Consider the following 19,435-nt stretch of genomic DNA (forward strand, 5'->3'; position numbering starts at 1 on the left):
CATTTGAATAGCGTTTTTTTCTAGTACTATTCATGGTATTTATAGTGAATATTAAACTCCTTACTTACAGCATGGATTTTCATCTATACTTAAAAGCTTTATAATTAACCGTCAGAATACTATAAGTACTGGGTCTTAATTGGTATTTAGCTTAATACTACCGAGTACTTTCACGTCACCAAGAGGGCAATATTGTGCTACAAGAATATCGTAAACACGTAGAAGAACGTGCCGCGTTAGGTATCGTACCAGCGCCATTAGATGCTCAGCAAACGGCTGATCTTATTGAATTAATCAAAAACCCACCGGCAGGCGAAGAAGAGTTTATCGTTGATCTTCTAGTTAACCGCGTACCACCGGGTGTTGATGATGCTGCTTACATCAAAGCTGGTTTCTTAGCTGCAGTTGCAAAAGGTGAAGCGAGCTCTCCACTTGTATCAAAAGAAAAAGCAGCTGAGCTACTTGGTACTATGCTAGGTGGTTACAACATCGCACCTATGATTGATCTTCTAGATGACGAAGCGTTAGCGCCGATCGTTGTTAAAGGTTTATCAAACACATTATTAATGTTCGATGCTTTCTATGATGTAGAAGAAAAAGCGAAAGCAGGTAACGAATTTGCTAAGCAAGTAATCGAATCGTGGGCAAATGCAGAATGGTTTGTAAACAAGCCTGCAGTTGCTGAAAAAATCTCAGTTACCGTATTCAAAGTAACTGGCGAAACAAATACAGATGACCTTTCTCCTGCACCAGATGCATGGTCTCGCCCTGATATTCCACTGCACGCTTTAGCAATGCTGAAGAACGAACGTGATGGTATCAATCCTGAAAAACCAGGTGAAGTTGGTCCAATCTCACAACTAGAAGAGCTTAAAACGAAAGGTTTACCTCTTGCATACGTTGGTGATGTAGTTGGTACGGGTTCTTCTCGTAAATCTGCAACTAACTCAGTACTTTGGTTCATGGGTGATGATATTCCTCACGTACCAAACAAACGCGTTGGTGGTGTATGTTTAGGCGGTAAAATCGCTCCTATCTTCTTCAACACAATGGAAGACTCTGGTGCATTACCAATCGAACTTCCTGTTGATGAGCTAAACATGGGTGACCAAATCGATATCTTCCCATACGAAGGTGTTGTTAAGCGTCACGGTACTGATGAAGTAATCTCTACTTTCTCTCTTAAATCAGACGTAATTCTTGATGAAGTGCGTGCTGGTGGTCGTATTCCACTAATCATCGGTCGTGGTTTAACTGATAAAGCGCGTGCATCACTAGGTATGGAAGCTGAAGATATCTTCCGCAAGCCTGCTCTTGTAACAGATTCTGGTAAAGGCTTCACATTAGCTCAGAAGATGGTTGGTAAAGCATGTAACATGCCTGGCGTACGTCCTGGCCAATACTGTGAGCCGAAAATGACAACTGTTGGTTCGCAAGATACAACAGGTCCTATGACGCGTGACGAACTTAAAGATCTAGCATGTTTAGGCTTCTCTGCAGATTTAACAATGCAGTCTTTCTGTCATACATCAGCTTATCCTAAGCCAATCGACGTAAACACTCACCACACACTTCCTGATTTCATCATGAACCGTGGCGGTGTATCACTTCGTCCAGGTGACGGTGTAATCCACTCATGGTTAAACCGTATGTTATTACCAGATACAGTAGGTACTGGTGGTGACTCGCATACTCGTTTCCCTCTAGGTATTTCATTCCCAGCGGGTTCAGGTGCGGTAGCATTCGCAGCAGCAACTGGTGTAATGCCTCTTGATATGCCTGAGTCAATCTTAGTACGTTTCAAAGGTGAAATGCAGCCAGGTATCACATTACGTGATCTAGTACATGCTATCCCTTACTACGGTATTAAAGAAGGTCTTCTTACTGTTGAGAAGAAAGGTAAGATCAACGAATTCTCTGGTCGTGTACTAGAAATCGAAGGTGTTGAGCACCTAACAGTTGAGCAAGCTTTCGAGCTTTCTGATGCGTCAGCTGAGCGTTCAGCGGCAGGTTGTACAGTTAAACTTTCTAAAGAGTCTATCGCTGAATACCTAGAGTCAAACATCGTAATGCTTAAATGGATGATCTCTGAAGGTTACGGTGATGTTCGTACTATTGAGCGTCGTATCAATGCAATGCAAGAGTGGTTAGCTAACCCTGAACTTATGGAAGCTGATGCTGATGCAGAGTACAAACACGTACTTGAAATCGACCTAGCTGATATCAAAGAGCCAATCCTTTGTGCTCCAAATGACCCAGATGATGCACGTCTTCTTTCTGACGTAACAGGCGAGAAAATCGATGAAGTATTCATCGGTTCTTGTATGACTAACATCGGGCACTTCCGTGCTGCAGGTAAACTACTAGATGGTTTCAGTGGTCGTATCCCAACTCAACTTTGGGTTGCACCACCAACGAAGATGGATAAAGACCAGCTTACTGATGAAGGTTACTACGGTATCTTTGGTCGCGTAGGCGCACGTATCGAAACTCCAGGGTGTTCACTATGTATGGGTAACCAAGCACGTGTTGCTGATAAAGCAACTGTTGTTTCTACCTCTACGCGTAACTTCCCTAACCGTCTAGGTACTGGCGCTAACGTATTCTTAGCATCAGCAGAGCTTGCAGCAGTAGCGGCAATCTTAGGTAAATTACCTACACCTGCTGAGTACCAAGAGTATGCAGATAAGATCAATGCAACTGCAGCTGATACTTATCGTTACCTGAACTTCCACCGTATGCCTCAATACACTAAAAAGGCAGACCAAGTGATCGTTCAGCAAGCTGTATAATTAGTAATAATTAAATTTACTAGTATAAAAGCCCGCACCTAGCGGGCTTTTTTATTAAGTTTTTGTTCAGTTTGGTTTGTAAAATTAATACATTTGTCTACACTGATTATTGTTAAAAGTTAACAGTTGTAACTTTGTGTTTAATGTTGTAACCAAGGAAGGCGGGCATCATTTCTTGGCTGCATAGATTTTGCAAATCAAGGAATTGAACAATGAAAGCACTTCTTCTTTTACTCCCCCTCAGTGGTTCGGCTTTTGCTGTTAACCCCTCTTTTAGTGAAGTCCGACTCGGTTTTGAAACGATTAGCTATAGTGAAACTCTCAATGATGTAGCAGGGTTTGGCAAGTTGAGCCAGTCAATTGATGTGACCAATCCCGCAATACGACAGATATCATACACAGGCATTGATGATGATTGGGGATTCTATATTGAAAGTGCTGCAACAATTTCTACTGAAATTGAAACTGAAACTTGGCATTTGGCAGAGTTTGGCGATATTCAAGAAAATGCATTTAAAACAAAAGCGAATGAGATCGGGTTTAAAGGTGCTTATAATTTTTCAAAAGCCATACAGTTTACTTTAGGCACGAAGTTTTTTACTTCTAGTTTTACACGCTCAAATTTTGCTTTTGTGCAACCAGGTGCAGCGGCATTTGATGAGGCACTGATTGCTATCTCAGATGATCCAGATAACCCCGCTCGTTTTACCTTACCGGGTATGAATAACGCGAACAATGTGGGCGACCAACAAGATTATAACTCCCAGCTACGCCCCGTGGTCTCTGTGTCAGAAGATCAAATGGGTATCTTGCTTACTTTAGGTGCCCGTTACGATAGTCGTTTAAAAGACAGTTTTAATAAGTACAGCTGGTATGCAGAAGCTGAATTGAGTACTCCCATGTACTCTGAAATTCAAAATACTCAATTTGAAACAACTACATTAACCGACAGTTTTAATGGCTGGGGTGTGTTAGGACGAGTCGGGCTACGTTATCAAATAATGTCACATATTGCGTTAATGGGCGGTATTGATGCGCAATACAAATCTCGCGATATAGTGACTAAGAATCTTGAAAATGGTCAACGTCTGCGCGTACCTGAAGTCGAATATAGTAATGTGTCTTTTGCAGTTGGTTTGCAGTGGAGCTATTAATGAACAAGTTCGCCATAATTAGCTCATTACTTTTATTCTCTTTATCAGGGTGTAAAACCATTGATTCTGTTCAGCAAGATTTAGGTTCTCTTGCGAGTAGTATTACAGGAGAAGAACAGGCGACCCCCGAACAAATACAGGCAGCCTATGAAAAAGCCCAAAGTGTTTTCCAAGAAGCACTTACAGCTTATAACCAAATAGATACGGAGAACTTAGCGCAATTTGATGAGGAGCGTGTAGCTAAGGCTCGTAAAGTTTGGGCGGTGCTTGAGCCTGAGTTTAATGAACTGCGTTTAGCTCCTGAACATGCTTTAAAAAGTGCGTCACTGTTCTCATCTGACACGGTTGCAGATGAAGTCATGTCTCAAAGTCAGGAGGTCATTTCCTTGGTTACTGAAGCGCAGCTTGCCAAGCAAAGGATCACATCGGTTTTACAGCCAATTAGAGATGAGTTTGCCATTTTAGATCAATTGGATGCTGAAACATCTTATGAAAAGCGTTATCGAGAGCTCGATAAGCAACATCAACAATTAAAGGAAATGCTCATTGACGGGCAAGAGCAGCAAGTTGCTGAGTATGTACCTAAGCTATTAGAGCAACTCATTGATTTAGAAAAAGACGCCGTTGTACAGTTTTATTTCTCTCAGTATATCGAAAAAATTTATGGGCTAGCTAACTCAAAAAAAGTCGATATATTTCCGACAGTTTATCAGGACGTTCGAAAACAATTAGAGCAAGGTGAAACATTTAGTAAAGCTAACTATCGTGAGTACGAGCAAATTAAACAACACGCTGCTTTATTGTCATTACAAATCGATCGTATTAATAGTCTCTATGCTGAGTACTTAGCCCAAAAATCGGCTATTGATAAAGACACTGTTGAAGCGCACATGCTGAGTCTAGAAAGTGAAATTTATGCATTGACCATGGCTGCTGGTTTGGGTGATCTGAGAGGCCTCTCTTTTCAGGAACAGCTTCAACAAGTAAGAAAAGCAATTAATTGAGTAAACCAAGAGCCACAGTTCGCTGTGGCTTTTTATCAACGTTAAGGGATTTAGCGTTTATATGGCTAAGAATTTCCCTGCTATAAGTGAATATAATGGAGTATGTATGTTAATTCATAAGCGGCTGTTGGCTGCAGTTATTGGTACCTTATTTTTAGTTGGGTGTGGGGGAGGTGGAGGTAGTGACTCTGAAACTAAACCAGATCCTGTAGACCCCGTTAATCAAAGTCCAACAGTTACTATTAGTGCCGAATCAGAAGGTGCAGAGCAGACTTCTTTTAAATTAAGTGCCGCTGCCACAGATAGTGACGGTAGCATTGCCTCTTACAGTTGGACATCTGATGCTAGTTTTGACTTTGTACAAAGTGATGGATTAACGAGTGCTGAAGCTACTTTTCAAACACCCGATATAGACGCTGATACAACGGTTAATTTCACTGTCACTGTAACCGATAACGATGGGGCAACAGCTTCAGCAAAGCATAGTGTTATATTTAAACGAAATGTATCAACAGTGACAATTACCGGGATAGTAACGGATCAGCCAATTGCTAATGCAGAGTTAGAGATTAATGTTGGTAGTGACGTCTTTTCGGTCAATGCAGATCAAACTGGTCGCTATACGATAGAGCTTGTTGTGGACGAATCTGCAAGTGATAAGCTTGTGCTGGTTAAAGCAAAAGGTCTTGATAGCACCAACCCTGGGGTTGTTTTTGTTTCACAGCTAAGCTCAATTCAAGCGTTATTGGAACAGGCTGGTGAGGATAATACGCTTGATAGTGAAGACAACTTTGGCGTCAACATCACGAATGTAACGACCGCAGAATATGCGCTTTTAACACGTAATAATGAAGAACCTCAATCAGTCGAAGAGCTAAACGCAGCACTGCTAAATGTTGATGCTGACGAAAAGATCTTATTGGCAACTCTCATCAAAATCATCGTGGATAATGCAGATTATGTTCTCCCTGAAGGCGTCGAGAGCACACTCGATCTTGTCAGTGACGAAGATATCGCTAAGAATTTTGAAGATGAAGTAAATGAGAAAGATCCAGATCTCATTGAAGAGACGAAAGAAGAAATTAAAAAAGATGAAAACTTAGTTTCTGATAGCGATGAGCCTATTGTCGGTGATTTTATAGTTAACTCACCTCGTTATTATAACAATGATGCATATCACCTTGTTCTGGCAAGTGACGGTACGGGTGAACTTAATGCAAATACAAGCTCAACACTGACAATGAGTAAAGAATCAGGGGTGTATACCTTAGCACTAGCAAATAGTGTAGTGACTTACACTGATGAATATAACGATGGCAATGAATCTTATATTGGGCAAACAAAATTAACAGATATTAGTTTTCAAGTTTTAGCAGAAAATGAGGTTTTCAGAACGATTGAAGTGACTCAAACCACACAAAGAACATTGGACTACCAAAATGGTAGTGAACCCGTTGTGGAACCTTCAATTACTCGAACCTATACAACTAACCTGATTGATAAAGCTAAAACAATAGCACTAAATACTACAGAGTTAACCGAAAACACATGGGTTTTAGACCTAAGAGACAATGATTATGATTCTGCGTCATCTGATGATGAACCTGAAACTTTGCGCTTTTATGCCGATGGTACAGGGGATGTAACGGGTGAGAGTACTGAGGTATTTAGTTGGGAGCTCAATGATACTAAGTTATCTATTAGTTATGATGAAAACGGTGAAACTGGGTTAATTGAGTTCTGGTTTACAAAAGCTCTCTCTGCGGGCTACCAAGTGGTTGCATTAGACACTAGTTTTGATGAGCCAAGTAATACATTAACAGGCTTAATGGTTAAAAAAGCGAATGTGACAACAACCGATGAGGATATTATTGGTCGTTGGCATGGTTTTGTTGGTACGTCTCAATCTTATGATTTGAATATTTATCCTGATGGTAGTGTCGCTATTGGTTTAGGTAATTCAAGTTTCCAAGGTCATATTGAAGATGGCAACTTCTCTAGAAAACGTTTTTATTCAGAAACATATGGTCTTGTTTCAAGTTGTGATGGCTTTGCTGATGACTGTTACCTTGAAAGTGAAATGCAACATGAATTCATTAATATCGTTGGTAGCACCTACTACATAATTAGAACGCTAACTTATTACACTATGGCTGGTGAGGCATATGATGAAGTTAAATCGGTATTCATTTATGAATATAGTAAAGACTTGTCATACTCAGCTTTTACTGAAGAGCTATTAGATGGTGCGATTTCTCTTTACAAAGATGATAGCTCTACAGATGCTATTTACATTCAATACAATGATTTAGGCGAAGTAGGGTATGTTGTCCGTTTTGATGGTGTTGAGCATATAGCAACGTTCAATGATGGCGTCTTAAGCTATCAAGTTGATGGCAATACGTGGTTTGTTGAACTGGTTTCTGCGGATGAAAATGCTGTTACTATTTGCCGATATCAGCACGGAAGCAGTTGTTCAGCTGATACGCAAATTAGTTACTTACCTAAGCGCCCTAAAGTAACGTTAACAGTAAACCCATCTCAGAATGGTAGTCTCTCACCTAGCAGTCAAACTTCGTATTGGTACCAATACGCGTCTTTCGTAATTAGCCCAGATGAAGGGTATGTTGTTGACGAAATTACAGGATGTGAAGGATATATTGAAGGAGATTATTACCTTGTCTATACCACAGGTGCTGATTGCGAAATTACAGCAACGTTTAAACCTGCATTATTAGCTTCTGGCGAGTATATTTTAAATAACAGTGATTTATATAATGCACCAGCCTTGGGCTTATTATTAAATGCAGATAACACTGGCGCTGTAACTCTCAACGGTAGTTCAAATATCAACTGGTATGAAGTTGATGATCACATTGAGTTATCACCTATCGATAGTATTGTCGTGGAAGAATATATCTCTTTCCCTGATGGTATGACTGAGGTTCAGTATCGAACTGAGATCAGTTACGCTGAGTTAATGCCAATGGCAGAAAAAGGGCTTAATTGGCATTGGCTAACAGTTGAATATAGCTATTACGAGAATGACGTTTTAGTGAATACCAGCTCCGAAAGTTCCAATGTTTATGCTTTTGCTGACGGCGATGAAATTGCCATTGTTAGTGATGATGTCGTAGGGCAATGGGCTGTAAGCGCTGAACAAGGAGGAGTGCTATTAAATATGCAGATCAATGCTGATGGAACAGGCTCTTACATAGATATTTTGAGTGATGAGCAAGATACGTTTAGTTGGCAGATCATTGATAGCAATTTAGTACTTAATCACAGCAGTGATAATTCAACAGATACACTCTATTTTACTAAAAACATCAACGTTGGTTACCAATTTTTAGATAAGGGTAATGATAACGAGGGGGACTATGTTGATGCAGGCATGTTTGTTAAACGTAATGAAGTAGCCATTAATGCAAGTAATTTTTCTGGTCGTCATCAGTTCAGAGAGGGTCATGATATTGATTCGCATTGGGCTGAAATCCAAATTTATGACGATGGTGAAATCTTCTTTACCTTTGGAACAAGTTCATATCAAGGAAGCTTTATTAATAACCGCTATATTAGAAGGCTTTATGTAGATACTAGCTCAGGAAGTTGGGAAACAACTGATTTCTGTGATACTAGCTTGGATACATGTTTCCTTTATGGTGAGTTTGTTTACAAGCTAATTGCTATTGATGAAGCCCGTTATTTTGTCGAGCGTACTGTGGCGTTTGATGATAATGGTACTGGGATGCTAGAAAAATCATCTGCACATCTATATGTACATGATTATGCTACTTCAACAGCAGTTGATAAATTCTACGACTACGACTTATATAGCTTCACTTTATATGAAAGCGATGGCACAACATGGTCATTAAGTGAGCAGGATTATAATGAAGATAGTCAGTCTTACGATTACTCACTGACGATTGGAGAGCAAAGTATCACAGGTGCTCAGTTGGTTGATGGTAAATTGTCATTTATTGAAAATGGCCAAGACACGCTGCTTGAGCTTATAAGCAACAATCGCACCGAACTCGTTTTCTGTAAGTATTTAGCAGGCAATAGTTGTCAGTCACAAGATCAAGTTTCCCTTTCTATGAGCAATTAAACTTGTCATAAATTGTGCAACCTAAAACAGCCACATTTGTGGCTGTTTTTATTTTTTGGATTAAATATTCTAAAAAATGTCTATAACGATCTTAAAATTATCCAATATACCTTGCTGGTTTACATAAAAACGCAAATATTCCCTGCTAATTGAATTAAAATCCTCGCCAATATTCTCAACGTATTAAGGCGAGATCGAAATGACTACATTAAACAACCAGAACCTTCTACAACTTCGTTTTGTAAGCCAAGCGCACATTGACGCAGTTAAGCCTTCTTTTGCTAACCTACCTGCTAACCCATACGCAGATGGTGAATTTCGTAAGCGTCGTTATTCAGTAATCAAAGTTGTTGATGGTGAATTAAAACTACAACCAACAAAAGCATTCGTGCAAGATGACTCAATCAATACCTTCCAAGGTAATGTTGAGCGTACCTATGAAAATCTAGAAGATAGCTTATTAGCGACTGATGGTATGAAGCAAATCGTGAATCAGTTCCGCGATATGACGGGTATCAGCGATGATCGCGTTATTGAAATTCACCAATTCAGAATGCTTGCGATCGACAGTGACACACCCGCTGCGCCAGAAGGTGTTCACCAAGATGGTTTTGATCACGTATGCGTATGTGGTGTATCACACGAAAATCTAGAGGGTGGTGAGCTGCTTGTTTATGAACACCAACAAGCTGAGCCATGTTTCAAAATGGAAATTAAAGACGGCATGTTCGCACTGATTAATGACCGTGAAGTATGGCACAACGCTACACCAATGAATAAATTAGATGCAAGCAAAGAAGGTTACCTTGATTGCTTCGTACTAACTGCGTAAGGGTAAATCATGAACTTAACGCAATTACGTCGCCAGTTCCCTGCACTTATGCAACAAGTTGCAGGTCAGTCACCGATTTTCCTTGATGGTCCGGGTGGCTCGCAAGTACCACAGTCAGTGCTAAGCGCTATGAGTGCATATTTGGGTTACTTCAACTCAAACTTAGGCGGCGCATTTTTCTCAAGTGATAAAACGGTAGAGTTAATGGCAAATGCGCGCCAAGCTGCAGCCGATTTATTAAATGCGCCATCTAAAGAGCAAATCGTGTTTGGTGCAAACATGACAAGCTTAACGTTTAGCTTTAGCCGTGCCATCTCGCGTGATTGGACTGCTGATGATGAAATTATCGTCACCAATGCCGATCACTTCTCAAACGTATCATCTTGGCAGCAAGCTGCTGAAGATAAAGGCGCGACAGTAAAAACTACCCTTATCAACGAAGCTGATTGCAGCCTAGATATGGCACACTTTGAAAGCCTTTTATCTAGCAAAACAAAGCTTGTTGCTGTGACATATGCGTCGAACACGACAGGCTCAATTAATGACATTAAACGCATCGTTGAGCTTGCACATGCTGTTGGTGCGCTAGTTTATGTTGATGCCGTACATTACGCACCTCATGAACTTGTAGATGTACAAGCACTTGATTGTGACTTCTTAGCCTGCTCTGCATATAAGTTCTTTGGTCCTCATCTTGGTATCGTCTATGGTAAACGTGAGCACCTTGAAGGTTTCACACCATATAAAGTTGAACCTGCAAAAGATGTTGCGCCAGGTCGCTGGGAAACGGGTACACAAAGCTTTGAAGCGCTAGCTGGATTAATTGCTGCTGTTGATTACATTGCTGCAATTAGTGAGCTAGATGATAGTCATTCACGCCGAGAAAAACTCGCGGCTGCATTTGCTATGACTAAACAGCACGAAATGACATTAAGTAAGCACTTTTTATCTCGTTTAGCAGATTACCCACGCATCAAGTTATTTGGTATTGATGATCTAGAGCGTATAGCTTATCGCACACCGACTTTTGCTTTAACTTTTGAAGGCATCGAGCCACGTGTTGTGTCTGAATTTTTAGGTAAGCAACATATTTGTGTGTGGGATGGTAACTTCTACGCCCAAGGCTTATGTAAGCAGCTAGGTGTATTAGAATCAGGCGGCGTAGTACGCATTGGTTGTATGCATTACAACACAATTGAAGAGCTTGATAAGGTTTTTGATTTATTTGATCAATTACTAGCAGATTAAAGCTGAGCTTTAATTAAGCTATAAGCAGCCCGAGTGGGCTGCTTATTACCGCTAGGATTGTGGTTGGCCATAAATTTGTTCCGCGCGGTTGAATAAGACCCACGAGGTTAAAATATACTTATCATTTGAAATAGGCTTATTACCACGGTGCGTGTGGGTAAAATAGCCCGGTGCTACGACCATAGAACCCTGTTTAGGCGATATTTTTCGTTGTTGATAGTAAAACTCTGTTTCACCACCTTCTTCTACATCATTTAAATAGAACATAAATAACAGCACACGGTGTAGTGCCTCGTTGTGGCCAGCTTGCGGATATACCTCGCTATGCCAATAAGGGTAACCACCTTTATTGATATCGTATTTCTGTGCTTGAATTGGACCCATGCGGAAAATTTGCTGCACGAGTAATGGCAATTGTGGTTTGCCGACTTCTTCAAAGTTATCCTGTGTTAAGTCAACAGGTTTGCCTGTTTGCGGATGGTAAACCTTTAAACCAAAGGCACCAATCATCATAAAAATATGCTCTTCAAGGTATTTGAAGACGTAACCCGCAGTCGTTTGTTGAATATGCTTTAGTTGCTCAGCGTATTCGGGGTGGTTATTAAGGTATAAATCGCGGCTGTCTTTTTTCGCTAAATCTACTCCGCCTGAGGTAATGCCTTGTTTTAAATGCGGGCTTTGTTCAAATACCGTGATAAAGTTGTCGCAAAATTCTTTGCTGAGGGCGTTTTCGTATACGCGAATAAAGTCCGTCATGAGCTACCTTTAGTTTATATTTTTTATAGGGTTACTATGTTTACTGAAACTATCACACCACGCTTTAGCGAAACAGATGTGCTAGGGCACATCAACAATACCGTACTCCCTGTATGGTTTGAAGCCGCCCGAGCGCCTATTTTCAGGTTTTTTACGCCCGATTTAAACCCTTATGAGTGGAAACTGATCATTGCTAAGGTTGAAGTAAGCTTTGTGGGTGAGTTGTTTTATGGTCACGATGTCACAGTGAAAACCAGTGTTGAGCACATCGGCTCTAGTTCATTTGTACTGCGCCAAGAGGCTTGGCAGCAAGATAACTGCTGTGCCGTTGGTAAAACCGTACTAGTACGTTATGACTTTGCAAATAAATGTTCGCAAAAACTTAATGAGCAAGAAAGGGCTGACCTTACAGCGCATTTAATCGCTGAGTAATACCCCATTTTTTGCCGACATTTATGAACGCTTGGGGTAAAATGCGCCTTCATTATTTTGACTGAGTAATTTTGGGTTACACGCAATGCTGTTAATGATCGACAATTATGATTCGTTTACATACAACCTAGTGCAATATTTTCAGCGCTTAGACCAAGATGTATTAGTTAAACGAAATGATGAGATCAGCATTGCTGAGATTAAACAACTTAACCCAGAGCACATTGTACTATCGCCTGGGCCATGTTCACCAAACGAAGCGGGTATTTCTTTGCAAGTGGTTGAACAACTAAAAGGCCAGTTGCCAATTCTTGGTATTTGCTTAGGTCACCAAACTATTGCTCAGGCTCTAGGTGCTGATGTTATTCGTGCAAAGCAAGTGATGCATGGTAAAACCTCGTTAGTTAAGCATACCAATCAAGGTGTGTTTAACGGTTTGGCAAATCCACTGACGGTATGCCGGTACCATTCTTTAGTGGTGGATAAACAAAGCCTGCCTAGTGACTTCACTATTACCGCATGGACAGAACAAAATTCTGATTTTGATGAAATTATGGGGATCATGCATAATGATTTAGCACTTGAAGGAGTGCAATTTCACCCCGAAGCAATTTTGACCCAACAAGGGCTTGAATTACTTGCTAACTTTTTAACTCGCTTCTAACCTTAGGCTAGTGAATTAACAAATATGACCGACAATACGCCTGTGCAAATGACCGAAGAAAACCGACAACAAAGGACTGCGATGGTGCTTAATGAGCGCGCGCACGATCTTTTGCTTGGTCACAGTTTTGCACAGCGTCAAATTGGCTATATTCACACCCTCGAAATTGATTATGGCGAATCAATGGAACAGCGAACTCTATTAGAAGTAGAAGTTGCTGCTGAGAAAAAACGTCAAAAGAGCAGTACAGCTCACCATAAATACCGTGCACAGGCGAGCAAGCAATTACACCAAGTGATTGAGGCTGCCATGCATAAGCAGCTTGAAGACATTGATTCAGTAATTCACGAAACAATCGGTATTCAAGATAGCGTACCTGCTATTTTAGATATTTTAGCTGTGCGTTCGGCCTCAGTAGGTCGACTAGAGCCGTTAGTTAAAGATTTGAGTTGGTTAGGTCGTGAGCTCGTTGCGTTTGTGAATTTACCTTTCTATCGAAAACAACGTAATAAACACACTTCAGTTCAAGTCGATAACCCACTGTTAGCGCTTCGCTACATTGGTTTAGATAACTTAAAGTTTGTCGTGCCAACCTTTGCGGTACGTCATTGGATGCCACACAGTACAGAGCCATTTCCACTACTAAAGCGTCGACTTCGTGATAACTCAATGGCGTGTGCCATTGCTGCTCAAGAACTTGCTAAATTAAATGGTGTAAATGAGGTGCACGCGTTTACCTTAGGTATGCTACTCGACGTGGGTAAGATAGCGCTAGTACGTATATACCTTCGTATTTTTGAGTTAGTTTGGCAGCGCCAAGTAACGAAAGCCCGTGATGAGCAAAAGAAAGATCTACACACAGCTTTATTAGAGCTAAAACCGGATCCTTTATTTTTAAGCACCTTGCTAAATAAGCAGTCGATGAAGGTAACAGCCACCGTAATTGAGAAAATGGCTTTTAGGTATTTGCCATTTAATGCGGTAATGCAGCAGTTAACTACACCTTTAGCTAAAAACGATGAGTATTTGCCGCTTACCAAGGTGATTTTAAAAGCCCGTTGTTACGCTCAGTATTTAAGTTTAAATGAGCATCAACTAGTCGAAAATGACGAAACCGAACGTTGGTTTGCACACTTCGATTTCACTAAAGAAGAGCTTGATCAGCTAGCAAAATGCAATTTTGATCGCTTTCATATTCAAATTAATTAAAAAAATTGTTAATTTTTTTGCGACTATTCATTCATTGTTTATCAATCCGCAGCGACAAATTTTTTCTCTTTAGCCTCTGCTTGGCTCACTAGCCGTACGCCTTTTTGTAGTATTTAGAACAAAAAGTAGCCTTCAAATAGTTATTCACTATCCATGAAAAAATATCTCAAGCCCTTTATTTTCAAGGGTTACATGAAAGTTTTCTAAGAGACAGGATGAAAATTTTCTGGAATAATGGATGAATGAAAATTGAACCAAAGAGTAATTTTGGTGATTTTGCGCTAAGCTCAATCGGCTAAGTAAAATGGCTTAGTTTAGCTTTAGAGCGCCACCTTACTCTGAGTGTGCTTACAATTATGAGGATATAAAATGACAGTCAATCGCGAATTATTTGATCAAGTAATGGTTCCTAACTATGCACCATCAAGTGTTATTCCAGTTCGAGGCGAAGGCTCTCGCGTATGGGACCAAGAAGGTCGCGAATTTATCGATTTTGCGGGTGGTATTGCTGTTAACTGTCTTGGCCATTGTCACCCAGCTCTTGTAAGTGCATTAAAAGAGCAAGGCGAAAAAATTTGGCACTTATCAAATGTAATGACTAATGAACCAGCGCTTCGCTTAGCTAAAAAGCTAACTGACGCAACGTTCGCTGAAAAAGTATATTTTGCTAATTCTGGTGCAGAAGCTAACGAAGCGGCACTTAAACTTGCACGCCGTTTTGCACTTGATAACTTTGGTGAGCAAAAGTCACAAATTATCTCATTCAACAAAGGTTTCCACGGCCGTACCTTCTTCACAGTAACAGTAGGCGGTCAAGCTGCATACTCTGATGGTTTTGGTCCAAAACCTGGTGATATCGTTCACTGTGACTACAACGATTTAGCAGCATTTGAAGCGCTTATCTCAGACAGCACCTGTGCAGTAATGATGGAGCCTCTACAAGGTGAAGGGGGTATCATTTCTCCAACTGCTGAGTTTGTTGAAGGTGTTCGTGAGTTATGTACAAAGCACAATGCACTACTTATCTTTGATGAAGTACAAACAGGTGTTGGTCGTACGGGCGAGCTTTATGCTTATCAAGGTCTAAATGTAACTCCTGATATCTTAACGACTGCAAAAGCGTTAGGTGGTGGTTTCCCTATCGGTGCGATGATCACCACAACTGATATCGCTAAGCACTTAAAAGTAGGTACTCATGGTTCTACTTACGGTGGTAACCCACTTGCGTGTGCAGTAGCAGAAGCTGCATTCGACACAGTAAATACTCCTGATGTACTTAACGGCGTTAAAGAAAAGTCAGCGTTATTCCGCGAGTTACTAACTGCGATTAACGAAAAGTACAATGTATTCACTGAAATCCGTGGCGAAGGTCTATTAATTGGTGCTGTAGTAACAGAGCAATTCAAAGGTCGTGCAAAAGAGTTTTTAGTAGCTGGTACTGCAGAAGGCGTTATGTCTTTAGTGGCTGGCGCTGATGTTGTTCGTTTCACTCCGTCACTTGTAATTCCAGAAGCTGATATCCGCGAAGGTATGGCTCGTTTCGAAAAAGCAGTTGCAAAAGTCGTTAACGGCTAAACGAAACAGTCATTTCAGGGCAAGTTAAGCTTGCCCACATTTCTTAATTTACCGTTATTTATAAGGGAGCAAGCGGACTTATGATGATCCTTCGCCCAATCCAGCAAAGCGATTACCAAGCGTTAGTAAAGATTGCTGTTGAGTCAGGCCATGGCTTTACGTCTTTGCCTAATAATGAAGAGTTATTACAAAAGAAAATTGATCATTCTGTCAGCTCATTTGCAAAAGCAGCACAGCAGCCAGGTGATGAAGGTTACTTGTTTGTTCTTGAAGATAGCGAAACGGGTGAAGTTGTAGGGACTTCGGGTATTGAAGCCGCTGTTGGTTTAGATGATGCTTTTTATCATTATCATTTAAGCAAAGTAATTCATTCTTCTCGTACGCTAGACGTGTATAAAGCCGTTGATATTTTAACCCTGTGTAATGATTACACCGGTGCAACTGAGCTATGTACATTATTCTTAAAAGATGGCTACCGTAAAAACAATAACGGTAAATTGCTTTCAAAAGCGCGTTTTATGTTTATTAATCAACATAGAGAGCGTTTTGCTGACACCGTCATTGCTGAAATGCGTGGTGTGTCAGACGAAAGCGGCGAAAGCCCATTCTGGCAATGGCTAGAAGAGCACTTTTTCTCAATGGACTTTCCAACGGCAGATTACTTAACGGGTATTGGCCAGAAAGTATTTATTGCTGAGTTAATGCCTAAATACCCAATTTACGTCAACTTACTGAGCAAAGATGCACAAGCTGTGATTGGTCAAGTACATGACAACACACGCCCTGCGATTGAACTATTAAAGAGCGAAGGTTTCACCTTTAATGGTTATGTAGACATTTTTGATGCAGGCCCAACTGTTGAAGCAAAAGTAGATAACATTGCTACAGTCAGAAATGCCCACACAGTTAAAGTTGAAATTGGTGAAAGCCATGGCGACACCACGGTATTGTTAGCAAATGATAAAATTGCTGATTTTAGAGCAACCGTGACTCAAGTTAGCCTATCATGCGATGCCGATAGCATCACAATCTCAAGTGAATTAGCAAAAGCACTTCACTTAGAAGCGGGTGATTCAGTATCACTTGCAGAACTATAGAATTCAGGAGACATATTAATGACTCATGCAGCGCAATTTATTAATGGTCAATGGCAAGCAGGCCTTGGTCATACTTTTCAGTCTGTAAACCCAGCAAATAACGATGTAATCTGGCAAGCAAACACTGCCACCGCAGAACAAGTAGACGGCGCAGTCGCTGCTGCACGTGAAGCGTTTTACAGCTGGGCTGATAAAACATTTGCAGAGCGTTTAGCGATTGTAAAAACATTCGCAGAAACACTGAAAGAGCACAGCGAAGAATTAGCGATTGCTATCGCACAAGAAACAGGTAAACCACTTTGGGAAACACGCACTGAAGCAGGTGCGATGGTGGGTAAAATTGCTATCTCTGAAAAAGCATTTTTAGAGCGTACAGGCGATGTTGAAAACCCAATGCCACAAGGTCGTGCGATGATCCGCCACAAGCCGCATGGTGTTGTAGCTGTGTTTGGCCCTTATAACTTCCCTGGTCACTTGCCAAATGGTCACATTGTACCTGCACTATTAGCAGGCAATACCGTGGTATTTAAACCGTCTGAGCTAACGCCAGCAGTTGCTGAGTTAACGTTAAAGTTATGGCAAAAGGCGGGTCTCCCTGCAGGTGTAATCAACCTTGTGCAAGGTGAAGTAGAAACGGGTAAAGCGCTTGCATCTCATAAAGGGATCGACGGTTTATTCTTTACTGGCTCTTCGCGCACTGGTCATATTTTACATGAGCAGTTTGCTGGTCAACCGGGTAAAATCTTAGCTTTAGAAATGGGTGGTAATAACCCGCTTATCGTTACTGATGTTGCTGACACTAAAGCGGCTATCCACGATATTATTCAATCAGCGTTTATCTCTACAGGTCAACGTTGTACGTGTGCGCGTAAGTTATTCTTACCTGCAGGCGAGCAAGGTGATGCCATCTTAGCGGGTCTTATTAAAGCAACTAAAGCTATTAAAGTCGGTGACTACGACGCAGAAGAGCAACCTTTCATCGGGTCAATGATTTCTTCAGCAGCAGCAGCTGGTATGGTCACAGCACAACAGCAACTTGTTGAGCTTGGCGCTGAAGTGTTAGTTGAGCTAACGCACAAAGAAAATACCGGTTTTGTGACACCGGGTATTTTAGAGTGTACAAATGTCGCTAACTTTCCAGACGAAGAACACTTTGGACCACTGCTTAAAGTATTCCGCTTCACTGATTTTGATGCCGCTATTGATAAAGCGAATGACACAAGCTTTGGTTTATCAGCTGGTTTATTAAGCGACAGCGCAGCAGATTACGACCATTTCCTTCGTCGTATTCGTGCGGGTATCGTAAACTGGAACCGTCCTATCACAGGTGCATCAAGTGCAGCACCATTTGGTGGTATTGGTGCATCAGGTAACCACAGAGCAAGCGCATATTATGCTGCTGACTATTGTGCATACCCTGTCGCTTCGGTAGAGCTTGAAAAAGTAGCAATGCCAGCGACATTAAGCCCAGGCTTAAAAATCGATTAATAATCGTAAATCATTATAAAAAGCAGCTTCGGCTGCTTTTTTTGTATGAGATGCTTGGCAAAGGTAGCAATTAAAAGCGCTTTCTGCTTAAATCTAAAGAGATAGTTTTTTATTAGGTGTGCAGTCGTATGGTTTTAGATAGGCAAGGGTACGATGATCTTGTCATGTATCTCACTCAAAATTTAGCGCTTTTTGAGAAGCCGGGTCAAATTAAACCAGGAGCTCCAACAGTGTTAGAGCTGATTGAAGACGTGATAGCAGAAAATGTCATGTTACTTTGCGAGCAACACACAGAGCTTAATACTGAACAACGCAGCCAAATTGTTCGCGAAGTCGACGGTATCGTATATGACTTACAAGAAGTGCTGAGCAGCGTTACAAATCACACAGTAACCGTTGAACAACACGCGTTTATTGATGAGTTTGCTGGATTAGTGAAAAACTTATTCGATAGTGCTGTTGTCGAAAGTGCCTAACTTATAAAGCACAACACAATTTCTAGTCTTTAAGCGAGCAGCTTAAAGTTTGTAACTCGCTTTCCTTTAAAGCTCACCTCTTATCCCTTGCATCTGTGTGTGACTTGCTTACAATCAAGCAAAATAACTTTAAGAGATAAAGCACATGCAAGCGAATGTAAAATGGGTAGAAGGCGATACGTTTATTGGCCTTTCAAATTCAGGTCACAATGTAGTTTTTGATGCAGGTAGCGATAGCGCTGCGCCAAGCCCAATGGAAATGGTTTTAATGTCAGCGGGTTGTTGTTCATCTGTTGATGTTGTTAGTATTTTAAAAAAAGCAAAACAGTCATTTTCTGATGTGCAAGTTAAGCTATCTGCAGAGCGTGCTGAGTCAGCACCTCGCGTGTTTACCAAGATTAATCTACACTTTGTGGTTACCGGTGATAATGTCTCTGAAAAGCACCTTGCAAGAGCGGTACAATTATCTGCTGAAAAGTATTGTTCTGTAGCCTTAATGCTTGATAAGACAGTAGAAATTACGCATAGTCATGAAGTTGTGCAAGAACAGGTAAAATAACGCTTTTTCCGAGCAGGAAATTCGTATAAAATCCGCGA

At 41.0% G+C, this 19,435-nt stretch carries 15 protein-coding genes; 14 read left to right on the forward strand and 1 reads right to left on the reverse strand.

Annotated elements, in window-relative coordinates; genetic code table 11:
• The first annotated feature begins 194 nt into the window (after positions 1 to 194).
• The 6 genes from acnB (at position 195) to EXT43_RS13495 (ending at position 11,141) form a co-directional block, all read left to right on the forward strand.
• On the forward strand, positions 195 to 2,792 hold the full coding sequence (gene acnB / locus EXT43_RS13470; RefSeq protein ID WP_062566654.1) for a bifunctional aconitate hydratase 2/2-methylisocitrate dehydratase: 2,598 nt from the start codon (positions 195 to 197) through the stop codon (positions 2,790 to 2,792).
• A gap of 212 nt (positions 2,793 to 3,004) precedes the next feature.
• Entirely contained in the window at positions 3,005 to 3,946 is a 942-nt protein-coding gene (locus tag EXT43_RS13475; RefSeq protein WP_130167202.1) for an autotransporter outer membrane beta-barrel domain-containing protein, read from the forward strand.
• Positions 3,946 to 4,950 (forward strand): hypothetical protein, encoded by a 1,005-nt coding sequence (locus EXT43_RS13480; RefSeq protein WP_063529148.1) that lies wholly within the window; start codon positions 3,946 to 3,948, stop codon positions 4,948 to 4,950. Before EXT43_RS13475 ends, EXT43_RS13480 begins: the two co-directional genes overlap by 1 nt.
• 106 nt (positions 4,951 to 5,056) lie before the next feature.
• On the forward strand, positions 5,057 to 9,061 hold the full coding sequence (locus EXT43_RS13485) for a hypothetical protein (protein ID WP_130167203.1): 4,005 nt from the start codon (positions 5,057 to 5,059) through the stop codon (positions 9,059 to 9,061).
• A gap of 199 nt (positions 9,062 to 9,260) precedes the next feature.
• A complete protein-coding gene (locus EXT43_RS13490; RefSeq protein WP_054552412.1) occupies positions 9,261 to 9,893 on the forward strand; it encodes a 2OG-Fe dioxygenase family protein in 633 nt (210 codons plus the stop codon).
• A 9-nt stretch (positions 9,894 to 9,902) separates the two neighbouring features.
• Positions 9,903 to 11,141 (forward strand): cysteine desulfurase-like protein, encoded by a 1,239-nt coding sequence (locus EXT43_RS13495; protein ID WP_062566652.1) that lies wholly within the window; start codon positions 9,903 to 9,905, stop codon positions 11,139 to 11,141.
• 51 nt (positions 11,142 to 11,192) lie between these two features.
• Here the strand turns inward: EXT43_RS13495 and EXT43_RS13500 are convergent, their stop codons facing one another.
• Positions 11,193 to 11,897 carry a 2OG-Fe(II) oxygenase gene (locus EXT43_RS13500; protein ID WP_054563475.1) on the reverse strand — a complete coding sequence of 235 codons (705 nt, stop codon included), beginning with the start codon at positions 11,895 to 11,897 and terminating at the stop codon, positions 11,193 to 11,195.
• Between the two features lie 36 nt (positions 11,898 to 11,933).
• Between EXT43_RS13500 and EXT43_RS13505 the strand changes: the two genes are divergently transcribed.
• From EXT43_RS13505 to EXT43_RS13540, 8 genes are all read left to right on the forward strand, one after another.
• Entirely contained in the window at positions 11,934 to 12,329 is a 396-nt protein-coding gene (locus EXT43_RS13505) for a thioesterase family protein (RefSeq protein ID WP_054563476.1), read from the forward strand.
• An 85-nt stretch (positions 12,330 to 12,414) separates the two neighbouring features.
• Positions 12,415 to 12,993, forward strand: coding sequence for an aminodeoxychorismate/anthranilate synthase component II (locus tag EXT43_RS13510; protein WP_054552416.1), 579 nt, complete (start codon positions 12,415 to 12,417; stop codon positions 12,991 to 12,993).
• Between the two features lie 48 nt (positions 12,994 to 13,041).
• The gene (locus tag EXT43_RS13515) at positions 13,042 to 14,202 is read left to right on the forward strand and encodes an HDOD domain-containing protein (RefSeq protein ID WP_058584015.1); all 1,161 of its coding nucleotides are present in this window, start codon (positions 13,042 to 13,044) and stop codon (positions 14,200 to 14,202) included.
• 369 nt (positions 14,203 to 14,571) lie between these two features.
• On the forward strand, positions 14,572 to 15,777 hold the full coding sequence (locus tag EXT43_RS13520; RefSeq protein WP_054563477.1) for an aspartate aminotransferase family protein: 1,206 nt from the start codon (positions 14,572 to 14,574) through the stop codon (positions 15,775 to 15,777).
• A gap of 80 nt (positions 15,778 to 15,857) precedes the next feature.
• On the forward strand, positions 15,858 to 16,874 hold the full coding sequence (astA, locus tag EXT43_RS13525) for an arginine N-succinyltransferase (RefSeq protein WP_063529878.1): 1,017 nt from the start codon (positions 15,858 to 15,860) through the stop codon (positions 16,872 to 16,874).
• An 18-nt stretch (positions 16,875 to 16,892) separates the two neighbouring features.
• Positions 16,893 to 18,362 (forward strand): succinylglutamate-semialdehyde dehydrogenase, encoded by a 1,470-nt coding sequence (gene astD, locus EXT43_RS13530; protein WP_062566651.1) that lies wholly within the window; start codon positions 16,893 to 16,895, stop codon positions 18,360 to 18,362.
• 128 nt (positions 18,363 to 18,490) lie between these two features.
• Complete coding sequence (locus EXT43_RS13535; RefSeq protein ID WP_054563480.1) at positions 18,491 to 18,838, forward strand: DUF3802 family protein; 348 nt, start codon at positions 18,491 to 18,493, stop codon at positions 18,836 to 18,838.
• A 145-nt stretch (positions 18,839 to 18,983) separates the two neighbouring features.
• On the forward strand, positions 18,984 to 19,397 hold the full coding sequence (locus tag EXT43_RS13540) for an OsmC family protein (protein ID WP_055020887.1): 414 nt from the start codon (positions 18,984 to 18,986) through the stop codon (positions 19,395 to 19,397).
• The last annotated feature ends 38 nt before the right edge of the window (positions 19,398 to 19,435 follow it).

The sequence above is a fragment of the Pseudoalteromonas sp. CO109Y genome, from assembly GCF_004208935.1.
GTDB classification, from domain to species: Bacteria; Pseudomonadota; Gammaproteobacteria; order Enterobacterales; family Alteromonadaceae; genus Pseudoalteromonas; species Pseudoalteromonas shioyasakiensis.

Excerpts from the sequence above, each read along its gene's own strand:
- EXT43_RS13475 (WP_130167202.1), top strand. The coding sequence starts at position 3,005 with ATGAAAGCACTTCTTCTTTTACTCCCCCTCAGTGGTTCGGCTTTTGCT.
- EXT43_RS13480 (WP_063529148.1), top strand. The coding sequence starts at position 3,946 with ATGAACAAGTTCGCCATAATTAGCTCATTACTTTTATTCTCTTTATCA.
- EXT43_RS13485 (WP_130167203.1), top strand. The coding sequence starts at position 5,057 with ATGTTAATTCATAAGCGGCTGTTGGCTGCAGTTATTGGTACCTTATTT.
- EXT43_RS13490 (WP_054552412.1), top strand. The coding sequence starts at position 9,261 with ATGACTACATTAAACAACCAGAACCTTCTACAACTTCGTTTTGTAAGC.
- EXT43_RS13495 (WP_062566652.1), top strand. The coding sequence starts at position 9,903 with ATGAACTTAACGCAATTACGTCGCCAGTTCCCTGCACTTATGCAACAA.
- EXT43_RS13500 (WP_054563475.1), bottom strand. The coding sequence starts at position 11,897 with ATGACGGACTTTATTCGCGTATACGAAAACGCCCTCAGCAAAGAATTT.
- EXT43_RS13505 (WP_054563476.1), top strand. The coding sequence starts at position 11,934 with ATGTTTACTGAAACTATCACACCACGCTTTAGCGAAACAGATGTGCTA.
- EXT43_RS13510 (WP_054552416.1), top strand. The coding sequence starts at position 12,415 with ATGCTGTTAATGATCGACAATTATGATTCGTTTACATACAACCTAGTG.
- EXT43_RS13515 (WP_058584015.1), top strand. The coding sequence starts at position 13,042 with ATGACCGAAGAAAACCGACAACAAAGGACTGCGATGGTGCTTAATGAG.
- EXT43_RS13520 (WP_054563477.1), top strand. The coding sequence starts at position 14,572 with ATGACAGTCAATCGCGAATTATTTGATCAAGTAATGGTTCCTAACTAT.
- astA (WP_063529878.1), top strand. The coding sequence starts at position 15,858 with ATGATGATCCTTCGCCCAATCCAGCAAAGCGATTACCAAGCGTTAGTA.
- astD (WP_062566651.1), top strand. The coding sequence starts at position 16,893 with ATGACTCATGCAGCGCAATTTATTAATGGTCAATGGCAAGCAGGCCTT.
- EXT43_RS13535 (WP_054563480.1), top strand. The coding sequence starts at position 18,491 with ATGGTTTTAGATAGGCAAGGGTACGATGATCTTGTCATGTATCTCACT.
- EXT43_RS13540 (WP_055020887.1), top strand. The coding sequence starts at position 18,984 with ATGCAAGCGAATGTAAAATGGGTAGAAGGCGATACGTTTATTGGCCTT.